This window comes from Pseudomonas mosselii, from assembly GCF_003205295.1.
GTDB classification, from domain to species: Bacteria; Pseudomonadota; Gammaproteobacteria; order Pseudomonadales; family Pseudomonadaceae; genus Aquipseudomonas; species Aquipseudomonas mosselii_B.
Genome location: NZ_QJRP01000017.1, coordinates 52,308 through 69,744, shown reverse-complemented (window position 1 = coordinate 69,744; position 17,437 = coordinate 52,308). Strand labels below are relative to the sequence as shown.

14 protein-coding genes are annotated in these 17,437 nt (G+C 66.2%); 7 read left to right on the top strand and 7 right to left on the bottom strand.

Features of this window, described 5'->3' with window-relative positions:
* Positions 1-20 precede the first annotated feature (20 nt).
* Together DMX06_RS17005 and DMX06_RS17000 are read left to right on the top strand one after the other, a co-directional pair.
* Positions 21-542, top strand: coding sequence for a DUF6586 family protein (locus DMX06_RS17005; RefSeq protein ID WP_110738528.1), 522 nt, complete (start codon positions 21-23; stop codon positions 540-542).
* A gap of 51 nt (positions 543-593) precedes the next feature.
* Positions 594-827 (top strand): hypothetical protein, encoded by a 234-nt coding sequence (locus tag DMX06_RS17000; protein ID WP_023630868.1) that lies wholly within the window; start codon positions 594-596, stop codon positions 825-827.
* A gap of 51 nt (positions 828-878) precedes the next feature.
* On the opposite strand, the gene sulA is transcribed toward DMX06_RS17000, so the two are convergent.
* Positions 879-1,355 carry an SOS-induced cell division inhibitor SulA gene (gene sulA, locus DMX06_RS16995; RefSeq protein ID WP_110738527.1) on the bottom strand — a complete coding sequence of 159 codons (477 nt, stop codon included), beginning with the start codon at positions 1,353-1,355 and terminating at the stop codon, positions 879-881.
* A gap of 13 nt (positions 1,356-1,368) precedes the next feature.
* Positions 1,369-1,977 carry a transcriptional repressor LexA gene (gene lexA, locus DMX06_RS16990; RefSeq protein WP_110738526.1) on the bottom strand — a complete coding sequence of 203 codons (609 nt, stop codon included), beginning with the start codon at positions 1,975-1,977 and terminating at the stop codon, positions 1,369-1,371.
* A gap of 219 nt (positions 1,978-2,196) precedes the next feature.
* Between lexA and DMX06_RS16985 the strand changes: the two genes are divergently transcribed.
* Both DMX06_RS16985 and nagZ read left to right on the top strand, forming a co-directional pair.
* Positions 2,197-2,901, top strand: a complete 705-nt coding sequence (locus tag DMX06_RS16985) for a TetR/AcrR family transcriptional regulator (protein ID WP_028692735.1) — start codon at positions 2,197-2,199, stop codon at positions 2,899-2,901.
* Positions 2,902-3,093: 192 nt separating this feature from the next.
* Positions 3,094-4,092 carry a beta-N-acetylhexosaminidase gene (nagZ, locus tag DMX06_RS16980; RefSeq protein ID WP_181427853.1) on the top strand — a complete coding sequence of 333 codons (999 nt, stop codon included), beginning with the start codon at positions 3,094-3,096 and terminating at the stop codon, positions 4,090-4,092.
* A 120-nt stretch (positions 4,093-4,212) separates the two neighbouring features.
* Here nagZ and DMX06_RS16975 read toward each other — a convergent pair whose 3' ends face one another.
* The 3 genes from DMX06_RS16975 to mfd form a co-directional block, all read right to left on the bottom strand.
* Positions 4,213-7,116: a DEAD/DEAH box helicase gene (locus tag DMX06_RS16975; RefSeq protein WP_375538106.1), complete on the bottom strand. Its 2,904-nt coding sequence runs from the start codon at positions 7,114-7,116 to the stop codon at positions 4,213-4,215.
* A gap of 415 nt (positions 7,117-7,531) precedes the next feature.
* Positions 7,532-8,092: a CsiV family protein gene (locus tag DMX06_RS16970; RefSeq protein ID WP_110738523.1), complete on the bottom strand. Its 561-nt coding sequence runs from the start codon at positions 8,090-8,092 to the stop codon at positions 7,532-7,534.
* A gap of 9 nt (positions 8,093-8,101) precedes the next feature.
* Positions 8,102-11,551 carry a transcription-repair coupling factor gene (gene mfd / locus DMX06_RS16965; protein ID WP_110738522.1) on the bottom strand — a complete coding sequence of 1,150 codons (3,450 nt, stop codon included), beginning with the start codon at positions 11,549-11,551 and terminating at the stop codon, positions 8,102-8,104.
* Positions 11,552-11,718: 167 nt separating this feature from the next.
* Here mfd and DMX06_RS16960 point away from each other — a divergent pair, with 167 nt between their 5' ends.
* From DMX06_RS16960 to sthA, 3 genes are all read left to right on the top strand, one after another.
* Positions 11,719-13,182 carry a glyceraldehyde-3-phosphate dehydrogenase gene (locus DMX06_RS16960; protein WP_110738521.1) on the top strand — a complete coding sequence of 488 codons (1,464 nt, stop codon included), beginning with the start codon at positions 11,719-11,721 and terminating at the stop codon, positions 13,180-13,182.
* A gap of 226 nt (positions 13,183-13,408) precedes the next feature.
* Entirely contained in the window at positions 13,409-14,407 is a 999-nt protein-coding gene (locus DMX06_RS16955; RefSeq protein ID WP_110738520.1) for an FAD:protein FMN transferase, read from the top strand.
* Between the two features lie 203 nt (positions 14,408-14,610).
* On the top strand, positions 14,611-16,005 hold the full coding sequence (gene sthA, locus DMX06_RS16950; protein WP_023631920.1) for a Si-specific NAD(P)(+) transhydrogenase: 1,395 nt from the start codon (positions 14,611-14,613) through the stop codon (positions 16,003-16,005).
* A 48-nt stretch (positions 16,006-16,053) separates the two neighbouring features.
* On the opposite strand, the gene DMX06_RS16945 is transcribed toward sthA, so the two are convergent.
* Positions 16,054-16,770 carry a glycerophosphodiester phosphodiesterase gene (locus DMX06_RS16945; protein WP_110738519.1) on the bottom strand — a complete coding sequence of 239 codons (717 nt, stop codon included), beginning with the start codon at positions 16,768-16,770 and terminating at the stop codon, positions 16,054-16,056.
* Positions 16,771-16,800: 30 nt separating this feature from the next.
* Positions 16,801-17,385, bottom strand: a complete 585-nt coding sequence (locus DMX06_RS16940; protein WP_110738518.1) for a PilZ domain-containing protein — start codon at positions 17,383-17,385, stop codon at positions 16,801-16,803.
* Positions 17,386-17,437 lie beyond the last annotated feature (52 nt).

The window sequence follows — 17,437 nt, the reverse complement described above, 5'->3', positions numbered from 1 at the left end:
CCCATGGGAGGTCATGGAAAATGGCCCAGGAACTCTACACCCGCACCAACCAGAAACTGTTCTTCGCCGGCCTTGCCCTGGAGTCCATGGCCAAGGCCGCCGACAGCCAGGCCATGAACGCCCAGGGCTTGCTCCAGGCCGAGCGCGAATCGGCACTGTTCCACCTGTATGGCGCGCTGTTGGGGCTATGCCACGAGATCGCCGGCTTCTACCGTCTGCCCCAGGCCTCGGCGTCACGGGCCGAGCTGCTGTTCAGTGACGAGGTGCTGCAGAGCGTGGCGATCCCGGAAATGGCCGAGCTGCTGGAATTGGCCCGCCAGTCGGAAACCTGGCTGGCGCGGCTGCTGGCCGCTTATGCCGATTTGTTCCGACCGCCGGTCGCGAAGAAGGAAGTGAAGGGCGATGTCACCCAGCCGCTGATCCAGGCTGTCAATCTGGACGAGCCCGAGCCGGCCGAGCTATCCCGAGAGGAGCTCGAAGCCTGGCGACAGAACCTGAAAAGCCTGGTGAGACGATTCCGCGAAGCGCTGAGTGAGTGCTGATCGCCGTCATGGCTGGTACACTGATGGCCTTTCGTGAAAAGCAGGCCCTTTATGTCAACGTCCTTTCTAGAAATTGTCGAGTTGCCTGATGGCCGGATCGAGCTGCGCCGCGCCGAAGATGAAGGCTCCCTGGTGACCTTGGATTTCTCCGAGGATGCCAAGGCATTCCTGCAAGGACAGCATGTGGAAGTGGCCAAGGCCATGCTCAGCGTCGGCGTGCAAATGGCCGGTCGCCTCGTCGAGGGTGACTTCGAGCGTGAAGAAGGGCCGCGCGTCCTTCACTGAGGCAGATTGCCTGCCCAGGGTTTCAAGCATTTGACAGGCAAAGCCTGGACATCAGCCGAGGCGGATGTTCAGGCTTTGTGCGTTTCCGTTGGCGGCGGCGCGCTGCAGTTGTTGGCGGGCATTGGCGTTGAGCGTGCCCAGCCAGCTGACCACCGTGTGGCTGTGGCCCAGGCGCAAGGCTTCGCAGGCCAGTTGCAAGGCGGTCTGGCTGCCACCGGGTTGCAAGAGCAGGATGCGTTCACGGTTGAGGCCGGCATCGCGCAGCCAGGCCTGGGTGAGGCTGCCGGGCGGGGCGATGAGCGTCAGCCAGCGGCTGTCGTCCTCTTCGCTGAGATCGCGCAGGATCGGCGCCAGCAGGCTCTGGCAGTGCCCGGGCGCGCCGCGCAGGGCCAGCTCGCTGAACAGCTCGGGCTGGCTGTTCTTGCGCGCTTTCGGGGCGGGCTTGAGGCCTGGCAGCACCGGCTGGGCAAGAAAGGCCTCGAACAGCGGCAACTGGGCTTGCTGGGGTGCATGGGTGAACGGCTGCATGACGCCTCCTGGTTCAGCGGCGCAGAACGCCGACGCTCAAGCCCTCGATCACCAGTTCCTGTTCTTTCAGGTCGACTTCGATGGGGGCGAATTCGGGGTTTTCGGCAATCAGCCAGACCTTGCTGCCTTCGCGCTTGAAGCGCTTGACGGTCACTTCGTCGCCGATGCGGGCCACCACCACCTGGCCGTTGCGGGCTTCGCGGGTAGTGTGCACGGCGAGCAGGTCGCCGTCGAAGATGCCGATGTCCTTCATGCTCATGCCGTTCACGCGCAGCAAGTAGTCGGCGCGGGGATGGAAGAAGGCCGGGTTGATATTGCAGGAGTCCTCGATGTGCTGCTCGGCGAGGATCGGCGCGCCGGCGGCGACCCGGCCGATGATGGGCAGGCCGCTGTCCTCGTGCTTTGGCTCGAGGCCGGGAATGCGGATGCCGCGGGAAGCGCCAGGGGTCATCTCGATGGCGCCCTTGCGGGCCAGGGCCTTCAGGTGTTCCTCGGCGGCGTTGGGCGATTTGAAGCCCAGTTCCTGGGCGATCTCGGCGCGTGTCGGCGGGAAACCGTTGTCTTCGAGGCAACGTTTGATGAAGGCCAGAATCTCGGCTTGGCGTGGCGTCAGTTTCAGCATGGGCGAGCGCTCTGTCTTTTTATACAGTGACTGGGATTATATACAGTGGCTCGCGGGCTGCAACCCACCCGGACCAAGAAAGATCGAAACGCCGACGCATCTTGTCGCTTGCAGCCTGCGTCTTGGCGCTTTTAAATGGCGACCGACCGGTCACCCAGCCTTGACATCGGCAGGCCTGAAACGTATGTTTCAAACAACTGTTTGTCAGGCGGAGTAGTCATGGCCCAATCGGAAACCGTTGAACGCATCCTCGATGCGGCGGAGCAGCTGTTCGCGGAGCGCGGGTTCGCGGAAACCTCATTGCGGCTGATCACCAGCAAGGCCGGGGTCAACCTGGCGGCGGTGAACTACCATTTCGGTTCGAAGAAGGCCCTGATCCAGGCGGTGTTCTCGCGCTTCCTGGGGCCGTTCTGCGCAAGCCTGGAGCGCGAGCTGGAGCGCCGCCAGGCGCGTCCCGAGCAAAAGGCCTCGCTCGAGGAACTGCTGGAGATGCTGGTGGAGCAGGCCCTGGCCGTGCAGCCGCGCAGCAACAACGACCTGTCCATCTTCATGCGCCTGCTGGGCCTGGCCTTCAGCCAGAGCCAGGGCCACCTGCGGCGTTACCTGGAAGACATGTACGGCAAGGTGTTCCGCCGCTACATGCTGCTGGTCAACGAGGCCGCGCCGCGCATCCCGCCGCTGGAGCTGTTCTGGCGCGTTCACTTCATGCTCGGCGCTGCGGCGTTCAGCATGTCGGGGATCAAGGCCCTGCGGGCCATCGCCGAGACCGATTTCGGCATCAACACCTCGATCGAGCAGGTCATGCGCCTGATGGTGCCGTTTTTGGCCGCGGGCATGCGCGCCGACAGCGGTGTCACCGACGAGGCCATGGCCACGGCGCAACTGCGTCCGCGCAGCAAGTCCGCCGCCCCCGCCAAGGCCTGAGCACTGGGCGGGGCAGGGCGCTTGCGCTAAGCTAGCGCCCATGCATGACCTTGCCCGCCGCCACATTCCCCGCCAGTACGGCCGCTTCGCCACTGAACCATCGGGCACTTCGTTGTCCGATGTTTGCGCGTGTCTGCGTTACGGCGACGCGCACCCTGGATTTTCCATGAAGGACTCCCTATGACTGCCAGCCTGCAAGGCTCCCTGATGGTGGATATCGCCGGTAAATGGCTGACCGCCGAAGACCGCCATCTGCTGCGCCAGCCCGAAGTGGCCGGCCTGATCATCTTCGCCCGCAACATCGACAGCCCGCGCCAGGTGCGCGAGCTGTGCGCGTCGATCCGCGCCATCCGCCCCGAGCTGATCCTCGCCGTGGACCAGGAAGGCGGGCGTGTCCAGCGCCTGCGCCAGGGCTTCGTGCGCCTGCCGGCCATGCGTGCGATCGCCGACAACGCCAATGCCGAGTACCTGGCCGAGCAGTGCGGCTGGCTGATGGCCACCGAGGTGCTGGCGGTGGGCCTGGACCTGAGCTTCGCCCCGGTGCTGGACCTCGATCACCAGCGCAGCGCCGTGGTCGGCAGCCGCGCCTTTGAAGGCAATCCGCAGCGTGCCACCGAGCTGGCCGGTGCGTTCATCCGCGGCATGAACGCCGCGGGCATGGCCGCCTGCGGCAAGCATTTCCCCGGCCACGGCTGGGCCGAAGCCGACTCCCATGTGGCGATCCCGGTCGACGAACGTAGCCTCGAGCAGCTGCGCGCTACCGACCTGGTGCCGTTCACCCGCCTGAGCGGCCAGTTGGCGGCGGTGATGCCGGCCCATGTGATCTATCCGCAGGTCGACAACCAGCCGGCCGGCTTCTCCCGGCGCTGGCTGCAGGACATCCTGCGCGGCGAGCTGGGCTTCGACGGGGTGATCTTCAGCGACGACCTGTCCATGGCCGGCGCCCATGTGGTGGGCGATGCCGCCAGTCGTATCGAGGCGGCCCTGAGCGCCGGCTGCGACATGGGCCTGGTGTGCAACGACCGGGCGGCGGCGGAGCTGGCGCTGAGCGCGGCGCAGCGGATGAAGGTCAAGCCGTCGCCGCGGATCGCGCGGATGCGCGGGCAGGGCTTTGCGCGTACCGATTACCGCCAGCAGCCGCGTTGGCTGGAGGCGTTGGGGGCGTTGAAGGAAGCCCAGCTGGTCGATTGATCGCGTTGGCTTCTTCGCGGGTAAACCCGCTCCCACAGGTTCGGCGTCACCCTCAAGGAATACGCCGATCCTGTGGGAGCGGGTTTACCCGCGAAGAGGCCAGCACGGGAAAAGCCTGGCTTAACGCCCGCGCTTACCCGGCAACGGTGCGAACAGCGCCTCGATCTCGTCATCGCCCAGCCGCCATTGCCCGGCCTGCCCGCCATCGAGCAGCCCGGCCGCCAGCGCCGCCTTCTCCTGCTGCAACTGCTGGATCTTCTCCTCCACCGTGCCCCGGGTGATCAGCTTGAACACGAACACCGGCTTGTCCTGGCCGATGCGGTAGGCGCGGTCGGTGGCCTGGTTCTCGCTGGCCGGGTTCCACCACGGGTCGTAGTGGATCACGGTGTCGGCGGCGGTCAGGTTCAGCCCGGTGCCGCCGGCCTTGAGGCTGATCAGGAACACCTCGCTGTCGCCGTTCTGGAACTGTTGCACCGGCGCGCGGCGGTCGCGGGTGTCGCCGGTCAGCAGGCTGTAGCGGATGCCGCGCTTTTCCAGCTCGAACTCGATCAGTGCCAGCATCGAGGTGAACTGCGAGAACAGCAGCACCTTGCGCCCCTCGCTGAGCAGCTCCTCGAGCATCTCCAGCAGGCTGCCCAGCTTGCCCTTGTCGGCGAACGTGCCCTTGGCCTCGGTGCCCTTGACCAGGCGCAGGTCGCAGCATACCTGGCGCAGCTTGAGCAGGGCGTCGAGGATGACGATCTGGCTGCGGGCGGCGCCGTTGCGGGCGATTTCGTCGCGGACCTTCTTGTCCATCGCCACCCGCACCGCCTCGTAGGTGTCGCGCTGGGCGTCGCTGAGCTCGACCCAGTGGATCATCTCGGTCTTGGCCGGCAGCTCGGTGGCCACCTGCTCCTTGGTGCGGCGCAGCAGGAACGGGCGGATACGGCTGGCCAGGTGGCCCATGCGCTCGGCGTCGCCGTGGCGCTCGATCGGGGTGCGGTAGTCCTGGGTGAAGCGCTTGCTCTCGCCCAGCCAGCCGGGCATCAGGAAGTGGAAGATCGACCACAGTTCGCCGAGGTTGTTCTCCATCGGCGTGCCGGTCAGGCACAGCCGCTGGTTGGCCTGCAGCTCACGCACGGCCTGGGCGGCCTTGCTGGTGCTGCTCTTGATGTTCTGCGCCTCGTCCAGCACCAGCAGGTGCCAGGGCTGGGCCTTGAGGTGTTCCAGGTCGCGGGGGACGAGGGCGTAGGTGGTCAGCACCAGGTCGTAGTCGGCCAGCTTGGCGAAGTGCTTGTTGCGCCCGGGGCCGTGCAGGGCCAGGACGCGCAGGTCGGGGGCGAAGCGCCGGGCCTCGTCGAGCCAGTTGGGCACCAGGCTGGTGGGCATTACCGCCAGCGCCGGGTGGGCCAGGCGCCCGGCTTCCTTCTCCAGCAGCAGGTGGGCCAGGGTCTGCAGGGTCTTGCCCAGGCCCATGTCGTCACCGAGGATGCCGCCGGTGCCCATTTCGCGCAGGGCCTGCAGCCAGTTCAGGCCTTGCTGCTGGTAGGGGCGCAGGGTGGCGTTCAGGCCCTTGGGCGGCACCACCTGCAGGTCGCGGGCGTCGCGCAGGCGCCGGCCCAGGTCGCGCACATGACTCCCTCCCTCCCACTGCAACGGCAGGTGGTCGATGTCGTTCAGGCGCGCGGCGTCGGCGCGCTCCAGGCGCAGGCTCGGGCCGCTGGCGTCGTCGTGCAGGTACAGCTCGCCCAGGGTGCCCATGACCGCCTTGATCCGCCCGTAGGGCAGGGCGACCCGCAGCGCCGGGCTGTCGTGGCGGGCGCGGTTGAGGTCGATCAGCAGGTGTTCGTCGTCACTGCGCCGTGCCAGTTCGCTGGGGCGCAGCAGCTCGGGGCTGGCGCGCAGCAGTTGCAGGACGATGGGCAGCAGGCTGTGGCGCTGGCCATCGACGACGATGCCCAGCTCCAGGTCGAACCACTCATGGCCCGGCGCTTCGTCGATGGTGGCGTACCAGTCGTCGACCTCGTGCAGGTTGAAGGCGAAGTCGCGGTGCACATCGATGGCCCAGCCGGCCTCGCGCAGGCGCGGCAGGCCCTCGCGGGCGAAACGTAGCCAGGCTTCGTCGTCGGGCAACTGATACATCTCGCCGGCGCTGTCGGGCAGGGCCTTGCTCTGGCGGGTGGCGGGCTTGAAACCATGCTCGCGCAATGCCTTGCGCAATGCCTGCTCGGCTTGGGGCTGGCGGCGGATGCGCTGGCTGGTGCTGCCCACCAGGCGGCTCAGCGGCTTGTCGTCGCCGCCACTGGCACGCAGGCCGTCGTAGTCGAACGCCAGTGCGGCGCGGTGCTGCATTTGCCGCTGCATGCGCCCGGTCTTGGGCGTGTAGGCGCTGAATTCGAGGCTGCCGAGGGTCAGGTGCGGGGTCGGCTCGATGCCGTCGAGCTGCTCCTGCTGCACGGTGGTGGGCGTCGGCAGGTGATGGTTGAGGGCGTTGAGCTTGTGGCTGAGGGGCACGATGAGGTGTTCCGGTACATCGGGAGCAAGGGACAGCTGCAGGGCAGTGTGCGGATCCAGGTCGTGGGAAACGCTGCCGACCTCATGGGTGTCGATGTCGAAGTAGTACAGCGGCACCAGCGGCAGCACGCAATTGAGCGGTTCCTCGCCGTTGTACCACATGCCCCTGTAGTCGCCGCTGTCCAGGCGCACCCAGCGGAAGTCCGCCTGACGAGGCGCGCCCTGGGTCAGCAGGGGCAGGTCGTCGATGAGCATCAGGCGTCCGGTGTCCAGCGCCCGCTGCAGCAACTCGCCGCCCTCGAGCCCCTTGAGTGCATAGCCGCGCTCATGGCCGTAGGGCGCGGTCTGCGCCGAGAGCTGGCGAAGGATGCGCAGGTCCTCTTCCTTGACGAACTTCGGGGGCTCGTAGAGCAGTTCATACAGCGACTGGATGCGGCTGTAGCGAATGCCGTGCTCTGCGCGGGTGCCCTTGCGCACGCGCAGCGCGCAACTGCTGGGATCGTCGTTGAGCACCAGCTGGTAGCAGACCATGCGGCCCCGTTTGTCTTCGGCGTCGCCCTGCCGGAACGTGGGCGGCTCCAGGCCCTGCAGCCAGTGCTGCAGGTGATGGGGCAACTGGTCGCCGTTGGCAGCGCCGTGTCCGTGGCTGTTGGCCAGGGTGTAGAGCGCTGCGGCGCAGTGCTTGCAGTTGGTGCCCACCGGACAGGAGCAGTCGCCGCGCACATGGCATTGCCCGGAGGGGCCGGCAGTGATGATGATCCGCTGGCGGTAGATGTTGCCGCCGCTGCCGTGGCAGGTGGACTCGATGCGCGAGTCGCCGTGGGACTGGATCTGCACCAGGCCCTGTTCGGCGTAGCGTTCGCCGCGTTGCAGGGTGGCCGCGGAAAAATCGCGCTTCCAGCTCGGATTCTCGGCTGCCAGCTTCTGCACATCGGCGTTCACGGTTTCACTGCTCCATCATTTCCGGATCCGGCAGCGGGATCTTGCGCATGCCGGCCGGCGAGACCTTGAGCAGCAGCGCCAGGTGCCCGCCATCGAGGAAGGTCAGCTGGCCGGCCTTCATGTTGCTGTTGCTCTGCTTGAACTGTTCGCTGCGCAGCACACTGCCGTTGGCGTCGAGCTGGTTGACCCAGAGGCTGGCATCGACCGCGATGAAACGGCCTTCCTTGATGGTCAGGTTGCCTTCGATGGGGAAGTGGCCGAACTGCTCGTCACCGGCGCTCAGGGCGACGGCATCGCCGTCCTGTTGCCAGGCCCTGTGCAGCAGCACGGTGTAGTCTGCGGTGGCCTGCAGGCGGGTGACTTCGTCGCCCAGGCCGGTGGGGCGTTCGGCCCCCTTGTCCAGGCGCGGCGCGCCGGCGCTCCAGTCTTCCGGGGCAAACGGGCTGGTGATCGCCGGCACGGCGTTTTGCCGCACCAGGATCATTTCCACCTGGTAGGGCCCTGCGGCGAAGGCAGCCGGCGCGAGCAGGGCCAGCAGCAGGGTCAGGCAACGGATGGCACGCATGAAGCTTCCTTATGGGGTTTGTGGGGTGAGGCGCTCGAACAGCGCTTCCAGGGTGTTGAAACGTTCTTCGGGGCGCTCCATCGGTACCAGGAAGCGGAACTGGGTCGCGCCTTCGAACTTGTAGCGTTTGGGCTGGCCCTGGATCAGCTTGATCAGGGTCAGCGGGTCGACCGGGGTTTCGGCCTCGAACTCGAGCTTGCCGCCGTTGGGGCCGGCATCGACTTTCTTGATGCCGAGCTTTTCCGCCTGCAGCTTGAGCAGGGTCAGGCGCATCAGGTTCTTGGTCGGCTCGGGCAGCAGGCCGAAGCGGTCGATCATCTCCACCTGCAGGTCCTTGAGGCCCTCTTCGTCGGCCGCCGAGGCGATGCGCTTGTAGAGGATCAGGCGCGCATGCACGTCGGGCAGGTAGTCCTCGGGGATCAGCGCCGGCAGGCGCAGGTTGATCTCCGGGCCGCCGCCGAGGGGCTGCTCGAGGTTCGGCTGGTTGCCCTTGCGGATGGCCTTGACCGCGCGCTCGAGCATTTCCATGTACAGGGTGAAGCCGACCGCCTGGATCTGCCCGCTCTGGCCTTCGCCGAGCAGCTCGCCGGCGCCGCGGATCTCCAGGTCGTTGGTGGCCAGGACGAAGCCGGCGCCCAGGTCCTGGGTGTTGGCGATGGCCTCCAGGCGCTTTTCGGCATCGGCGCTGATCTGCTGGCGCGGCGGCGTCAGCAGGTAGGCATAGGCCTGGTGGTGGCTACGGCCGACCCGGCCGCGCAACTGGTGCAACTGGGCCAGGCCGAACTTGTCGGCGCGCTCGATGACGATGGTGTTGGCGCTGGGTACGTCGATGCCGGTCTCGATGATGGTCGAGGCGATCAGCACGTTGAAGCGCTTGTGGTAGAAGTCGCTCATCACCTGTTCGAGTTCGCGCTCGCGCATCTGCCCGTGGCCGATGCCGATGCGTGCTTCTGGCACCAGTTCGGCCAGTTCCGCGGCGCACTTCTCGATGGTCTTGACGTCGTTGTGCAGGTAGTACACCTGGCCGCCGCGCAGCAGTTCGCGCAGCAGCGCTTCCTTGACCGTGCTCTTGTTCTGCTCCATGACGAAGGTGCGCACCGACAGGCGCCTGGCCGGCGGGGTGGCGATGATCGACAGGTCACGCATGCCCGACACCGCCATGTTCAGCGTGCGCGGAATGGGCGTTGCGGTCAGGGTGAGGATGTCCACTTCGCTGCGCAGGGCCTTGAGCTGCTCTTTCTGGCGCACGCCGAAGCGGTGCTCCTCGTCGATGATGGCCAGGCCCAGGTCCTTGAAGCGCACATCGTCCTGCAGCAGCTTGTGGGTGCCGATGAGGATGTCGATCTTGCCCTCGGCCAGGTCCGCCGCGGCGCTGGCGACTTCCTTGGCCGACTTGAAGCGGCTCATCACCTCGACCTTCACCGGCCAGTCGGCGAAGCGGTCGCGGAAGCTGTTGTAGTGCTGCTGGGCGAGCAGGGTGGTGGGTACCAGCAATGCGACCTGGCGCCCGCCGTGCACGGCGATGAAGGCGGCGCGCATGGCCACCTCGGTCTTGCCGAAGCCGACATCGCCGCAGACCAGGCGGTCCATGGGCTGGCCGGCGAGCATGTCGGCACGCACCGCCTCGATGGCGGCCTGCTGGTCGGGGGTTTCCTCGAACGGGAAGCCGGCGCTGAAGGTGGCGTAGTCGGCGGCCGGGTCGGCGAAGGCATAGCCTTTGCGCGCAGCGCGGCGGGCATAGATGTCGAGCAGTTCGGCGGCGACGTCGCGCACTTGCTCGGCGGCCTTGCGCTTGGCTTTTTGCCAGGCTTCGGAGCCCAGCCGGTGCAGCGGCGCCAGGGCGTCGTCGCTACCGGTGTAGCGGGCGATCAGGTGCAGGTTGGCCACCGGCACGTAGAGCTTGGCGCCCTCGGCGTATTCGAGGGTGAGGAACTCGGCGGCCTGGCCGTCGATCTCCAGGGTCGCCAGGCCCAGGTAGCGGCCCACGCCGTGGTCGATGTGCACCACCGGGGCGCCTTCGCGCAGCTCGGTGAGGTTCTTGATTACCGCGTCGTTGGCCGCCTCGCCGCGTTTCTCGCGGCGCCGGCGCTGCATCACGCGCTGGCCGAACAGCGGGCTTTCGGCGACCAGGGCCAGGCTGGGGTCGTCCAGCAGCAGGCCGTCGTCCAGCGGCGCGATGGTGATCGCCAGGCGCTCGCTGCCGCTGACGAAGTCGGCCCAGCCGTCGACGGTGTGCGGGCGCAGCTTCAGGCGCTCGAGCAGTTCCAGCAGCACTTCGCGCCGGCCCGCAGACTCGGCGGTAAAGAGCACGCGGCCGGGGAACTGGTCGAGGAAGTTCGACAGCTCCGCCAGCGGCTGGTTGGCCTTGGCCTCGATCGCCAGGTTGGGCAGGGCGCGGGCCGGGAAGCGCTCGCGGCCGACGCCGGGCTCGACGTCGTCGGCACCGGCCACCACCCGCGGCCATTGCTTGAGGCGGGCGAAGCAGTCCTCCACCGGCAGGAATAGCTCGGCCGGCGGCAGCAATGGCCGGCTGAGGTCGCCGCGGCGCTCTTCATAGCGCCCGCGCACGTCGTTCCAGAAGTGCTCGGCGGCCTGCTCCACGCCCGGCAGGGAGAACACCTGGGTGTCGGCCGGCAGGTAGTCGAACAGCGTGGCGGTCTCTTCGAAGAACAGCGGCAGGTAGTACTCGATGCCGGCGGGAATGATGCCGCTGGTGAGGTCCTGGAAGATCGCGCTGCGGCGAAAATCCACGTCGAAGCGTTCGCGGAAACGCGCCTTGAAGCGGGTCACCTCGTCCTTCTGCATGGGGAACTCGCGTGCCGGCAGCAGGCGGATCGAGTCGACCTTGTCGATCGAGCGCTGCGACTCCGGGTCGAAGGTGCGCAGGGTCTCGATCTCATCGTCGAACAGGTCGATGCGGTACGGCTGCTTGCTGCCCATGGGGAACAGGTCGATCAGCGCGCCGCGCACGGCGAACTCGCCATGCTCGTAGACCGTGTCGACGCAGCGATAGCCGCTGGCCTCGAGACGTGCGCGCATCTGCTCGACGTCGATCTTCTGGCCGATGTCCAGCACCAGGCTGCTGCCCAGCAGGAAGCGCGTGGGGGCCAGGCGGTGCAGGGCGGTGGTGATCGGCACGACGAGGATGCCGTGGTCCAGCTCCGGCAGCCGGTAGAGGCTGGCGATGCGCTGGGAGATGATGTCCTGGTGCGGCGAGAACAGGTCGTAGGGCAGGGTTTCCCAGTCGGGGAACGGCAGCACCGGAAGCGCCGGCGCGAAGAAGCGCAGCTCCTGCTCGAGGCGGTCGGCCGCCTGGCTGTCGGCGGTCAGCAGCAAGGTGAAACGACCGGCGGTACTGGCCGCCTCGGCGATGGCCAGGCTCAAGGCGGCGCCGGGCAGGTTGCCCCAGGTTTGTTTGCCGGCCGTGGCCGACATTTGCGGTAGGCGCAGAACTGACACGGGAGATCGGACTCCAAGCGTTGCGGCAAAGAGGTCGATTGTACCGGTGACGGGGCTCGCTGTCAGGCTTGCGAGGGCATGATGACGGGGTCTGGCGTCGGCGACAGGCGCTCATTGCCCGATACGCCGAGGGGCGTCATAATGTAGCCCCTTTTTTGTTCCCCTACATGTGGAAGGTTACCGTGACTCAGAAGCCCGACCAGTGTCTTGGTGAGTGGATCGATCGTGAAGCCCTGGCTGAAGCGATGATCCCGCTTATCGGTCAGCTCTACCGCAACAACAACGTGGTGAGCTCGATCTATGGCCGCAGCCTGATCAACCGTTCGGTTATCTCGATCCTCAAAGCCCACCGCTTTGCCCGTCACCGTCAGACCGACGAGACCGAGCTGTCCGTCCACGAGACATTCCCCCTGCTCAAGGCCATGAGCGAGCTGAAGCTGGGTGCCGCCTCGGTGGACCTGGGCAAGCTGGCCAACAAGTTCAAGGTCGAAGGCAACGGCCGCAGCGCCGAGCAGTTCGTCCGTGACGAACTGGCCGACGTCGTGGGTCAGCAGAACGCTTCCGCACGCAAGGGCACCGACGTCGTCCTGTACGGCTTTGGCCGCATCGGCCGCCTGCTGGCGCGCATCCTGATCGAGAAGACCGGTGGCGGCGACGGCCTGCGCCTGCGCGCCATCGTCGTGCGCAAAGGCGCCGAGAACGACCTGGTCAAGCGCGCCAGCCTGCTGCGCCGCGACTCGGTGCACGGTCCGTTCGACGGCACCATCGTCATCGATGAAGCCAACAACACCATCACCGCCAACGGCAACCTGATCCAGGTGATCTACGCCAAGAGCCCGAGCGAAGTCGACTACACCCAGTACGGCATCCACGATGCGCTGATCGTCGACAACACCGGCGTATGGCGTGACGCCGACGGCCTCGGCCAGCACCTGGCCTGCCCGGGCGCCGCCCGCGTGATCCTCACCGCACCGGGCAAGGGCGCGCTGAAGAACATCGTGCATGGCATCAACCACGGTGACATCAGCGCCGACGACAAGATCATCTCGGCGGCGTCCTGCACCACCAACGCCATCGTGCCGGTGCTCAAGGCCATCAACGACCAGTACGGCATCGTCAACGGCCACGTCGAAACCGTTCACTCGTTCACCAACGACCAGAACCTGATCGACAACTTCCACAAGGGCAGCCGTCGTGGCCGCGCCGCGCCGCTGAACATGGTCATCACCGAGACCGGTGCCGCCACCGCAGCCGCCAAGGCACTGCCAGTGCTCAAGGGCAAGCTGACCGGCAACGCGATCCGTGTGCCGACGCCGAACGTGTCGATGGCCATTCTCAACCTGAACCTCGAGAAGGCCACCAACCGCGAAGAGCTAAACGAGTACCTGCGCCAGACCGCCATGCACTCGGAGCTGCACAAGCAGATCGACTACGTCAGCTCCCAGGAAGTGGTATCGACCGACTTCGTTGGTTCGCGCCACGCCGGTGTGGTCGACGCCGAGGCGACCATCTGCAACGACAACCGCGTTGTCCTGTACGTCTGGTACGACAACGAATTCGGTTACAGCTGCCAGGTGGTGCGCGTGATGGAAGACATGGCCGGTGTGAACCCGCCAGCGTTTCCACGCTGATCCGCTTGTAATGCGTTGAAAAAACGGGAACCTTCGGGTTCCCGTTTTTTTTCTTTCCGCCTCGCAGCTATCGATGTGGGAGCGGCCTTGTGTCGCGAAAGGGCTGCGCAGCAGCCCCGGCAATTGTGGCGGCGTTGCTGAAACCCCGGGGCCGCTTTGCGGCCCTTTCGCGACACAAGGCCGCTCCCACACCGACCGCGTGGGTCGGTCAACCGAGAAGTTCATTTTGCGCACCGTTCTTCTGTTCTGCCTGTTGTTGCTGTCAGCCTGCAACCAAGGCCCCACCCTCGAGCGCTTCGGCGGCCCGACCATGGGCAGCAGCTACAGCATCCAGTACGTGCGCCAACCCGGCGGCCCGGCACCGGCGCAGGTGCAAGGCGAGGTCGAGGCCATCCTCCAGGCCATCGACGCCCGCTACTCCACCTACCGTAGCGACTCCACCGTCAGCCGTTTCAACCAGCTTGCGGCCAACCAGTGCCTGCCCATCGACGCCGACCTGTTCGAGCTGGCCAGCTTCGGCCAGCATCTGGCCGAGCAGAGCCGGGGCGCCTTCGACCTCACCGTCGAGCCACTGCTCGACCTCTGGGGCTTCGGCCCGCAAGCCCGCGAGATGCACGTGCCCGACCCGCAGGCGCTGGCCCGGGCACGTGAGCGCGTGGGCTACCGGCACCTGCGCATCGAGGGTGACGCCCTGTGCAAGGACGCTTCCATCGAGCTGGATTTCAACAGCATCGCCGCCGGCCACGCCGTCGACCTGATCGCTAAGCGCCTGCGCGCCATGGGTATCGAGGCGTTTCTCGCCGAAGCCACTGGCGAGCTCAAGGCCGTGGGCCGCAAGCCCGACGGCAGTGCCTGGCGGGTGGCGCTGGAGCTGCCGCGCGAGGACCGCCAGATCGCCCGCCAGGTCATCGGCGTGGAGGACATGGCCGTATCGAGCTCGGGTGACTATCGGCATTATTTCGAGGACAATGGCCGGCGCTATTCGCACACCTTCGATGCCCGTCTCGGGCGCCCGGTCGAGCACGACCTGGCGGCGGTGACGGTGCTTGACGGCTCGGCGCTGCAGGCCGACGGCTACTCGACCCTGCTGCTGATCCTCGGTCCGCAGCAGGGCTGGGATTTTGCCATCGCCCACGGCATCGCTGCGGTGCTGGTGACCCGGGTCGACGGTGGTTTCGTCTCCCGTTCCACGCCGGCCTTCGAGCGGGTGGTGAAAGGCGAGTGAAAGGCGAGCCACGGATGATCAATGCCAGGGAAACGGTGAAACGACATGTAGTGCAGGCAATAATGGCCTACGACGCGACCAAGGGTTAATGTGCGCGGCGTTCACGCTTGATTAGACTGCACCCGAATTTTCTCATGGCGCTCCGGCGACATGATCGCGCCCCGCGGCCATCCGGCCGGCGGGCCAGTTCTGAAGGAGTACGCATGGCTGTCTACAACTACGACGTAGTGGTGCTGGGTTCCGGCCCGGCCGGAGAAGGCGCGGCAATGAACGCCGCCAAAGCAGGGCGCAAGGTGGCCATGGTCGACAGCCGTCGCCAGGTCGGCGGCAACTGCACCCACCTGGGCACCATTCCGTCCAAGGCGCTGCGTCACTCCGTGCGGCAGATCATGCAGTTCAACACCAACCCGATGTTCCGCGCCATCGGCGAGCCGCGCTGGTTCTCCTTCCCCGACGTGCTCAAGAGCGCCGAGAAGGTCATCAGCAAGCAGGTCGCCTCGCGCACCGGCTACTACGCGCGCAACCGCGTCGACGTGTTCGTCGGCACCGGCAGCTTCGCCGACGAGCAGACCGTCGAAGTGGTCTGCCCCAACGGCGTGGTCGAGAAGCTCAACGCCAAGCACATCATCATCGCCACCGGCTCGCGCCCGTACCGTCCGGCTGACATCGACTTCCACCACCCACGCGTCTACGACAGCGACACCATCCTCAGCCTGAGCCACACCCCGCGCAAGCTGATCGTCTACGGCGCCGGGGTGATCGGTTGCGAATACGCCTCGATCTTCAGCGGCCTGGGTGTGCTGGTCGAGCTGGTCGACAACCGTGGCCAGCTGCTGAGCTTCCTCGACTCGGAAATCTCCCAGGCGCTGAGCTACCACTTCAGCAACAACAACATCACCGTGCGCCACAACGAGGAATACGACCGCGTCGAAGGCCTGGACAACGGGGTGATCCTGCACCTGAAGTCGGGCAAGAAGATCAAGGCCGACGCTTTGCTGTGGTGCAACGGCCGTACCGGCAACACTGACAAGTTGGGCCTTGAGAACATCGGCATCAAGGTCAACAGCCGTGGCCAGATCGAGGTCGACGAGACCTACCGCACCAGCGTGCCGAACATCTACGGCGCCGGTGACGTGATCGGCTGGCCAAGCCTGGCCAGCGCCGCCCACGACCAGGGCCGCTCGGCCGCCGGCAGCATCGTCGACAACGGCAGCTGGCGCTTCGTCAACGACGTGCCGACCGGCATCTACACCATTCCCGAGATCAGCTCGATCGGCAAGAACGAGCAGGAACTGACCCAGGCCAAGGTGCCCTACGAAGTGGGCAAGGCCTTCTTCAAGAGCATGGCCCGCGCGCAGATCGCCGGCGAGCCGCAAGGCATGCTGAAGATCCTGTTCCACCGCGAGACCCTGGAAGTCCTCGGCGTGCACTGCTTCGGCTACCAGGCCTCGGAGATCGTCCACATCGGCCAGGCGGTGATGAACCAGCCGGGCGAGCAGAACAACCTGAAGTACTTCGTCAACACCACCTTCAACTACCCGACCATGGCCGAAGCCTACCGGGTAGCTGCCTATGATGGTCTGAACCGGCTTTTTTGAGCGGCTCCGACCGGTGGCCTGAGCCGGTCGGGGAGACCGATTTCAGCCCTACCCGAGGGTGGTCCTGGCCAAACCGGGAAAGTCTGTAATCAGGCTGTCCACGCCAAAGTCGGCGAGCCGGCGCATCAGCGCCGGTTCGTTGACCGTCCATACCGACACGTGCAAGCCCTGGCGCTGCGCCTTGATCAGGCGCTCGGGGGTGCACAGCGTCCAGTTCAACGCCAGCATCTCGCAGTCGTAGTTCTGCGCGACCTTCAGCGGGTCGAGCCAGGCGTACTCGGCAACCAGCCCGCGCTTGATGTCGGGCACCAGCTCCTGGGCCGCGCCCAGCACTTCCCGTGAACTCGAGGTGATGGTCACCTTGTCCAGCAGGCCATGCCGCTGGGCCAGTTCGCGGATCGCCAGCACGGTGCTGGCGGCGCGGGTGCGCGAGGCGCTCTTGACCTCCAGCTGCCAGTGCTCGAAGGCGCATTTCTCGAACAGCTCTTCAAGGCGCGGGATAGGGCAGGGCTGCACATGGCCCGGGCCGCCCTTGCGCGCGTCGTAGGTGACCAGCTCGGCTGCCGTGTGCTCGACCACCTTGCCGCGCCTGCCGGTGGTGCGCTTGAGGGTCGGGTCGTGGATCACCATCAGCTCGTTGTCGGCCGACAGGTGCAGGTCGAGTTCGCAGCGGTCCACGCCATGGGACAGGCACTGGCGGAAACTCTGCAGGGTGTTCTCGGGCGCTTCGCCCTTGGCGCCGCGGTGGCCATAGATCAAGGTCACGTTCGTTCCTTCAAATCAGAGAAAAGGGCTTCAGGAAGCGGGATCGTTCTGTTCCAGCGCCTGGCGTCGTTGCTGTTGCTGGCGCTGCAGGATGTAGCGGGCCAGTAGCTGGCGCTGGGCATCGGTCATGTCGATGAATTCGGTGCCGACCTCGAAGTCGCCGTCGGGGCGTGGGTCGCAGTGAGTGATCCGGCCACGCAGCAGCAGGCCATGGGCGCGGGGCATCAGCACCATCTTCACCTTGACCCGGGTCCCCGGGGCGATCTTCTGCGTCTGGGCGAACTCGATGCCGCCTTCGGAGATGATCACCGCTTGCGGCTGGCCGATTTCGCCAATCAGGGTCTGGGCGACCACGGCGCTGAGCAGGTCGAGGCGTTTGTTCTGGGCGCGCAGGAAGGCCGCCAGGGTACGGTCCTTCTCGCTCAACTGGCGCAGCAGGTGTTGCGACTCGAAGTCCGAAAGGTGCAGCTCGCTGAGCAGGTTGAACAGCTCTGAATCATCCTGCAACAGTTCTGTTTCAAGGGCTTCGGCCGCGCTGAGGGGGTTGATTTGAAGTGCGATCCGATCTTCGATGCGGTAGTATTCGCGGCGATCTTCTTCGTCTAATGTCGTCATGGCGAACCCAAGGTTACGGCGGTGGTCCGAGTGTAAAGCCGCCGTAGGCGCC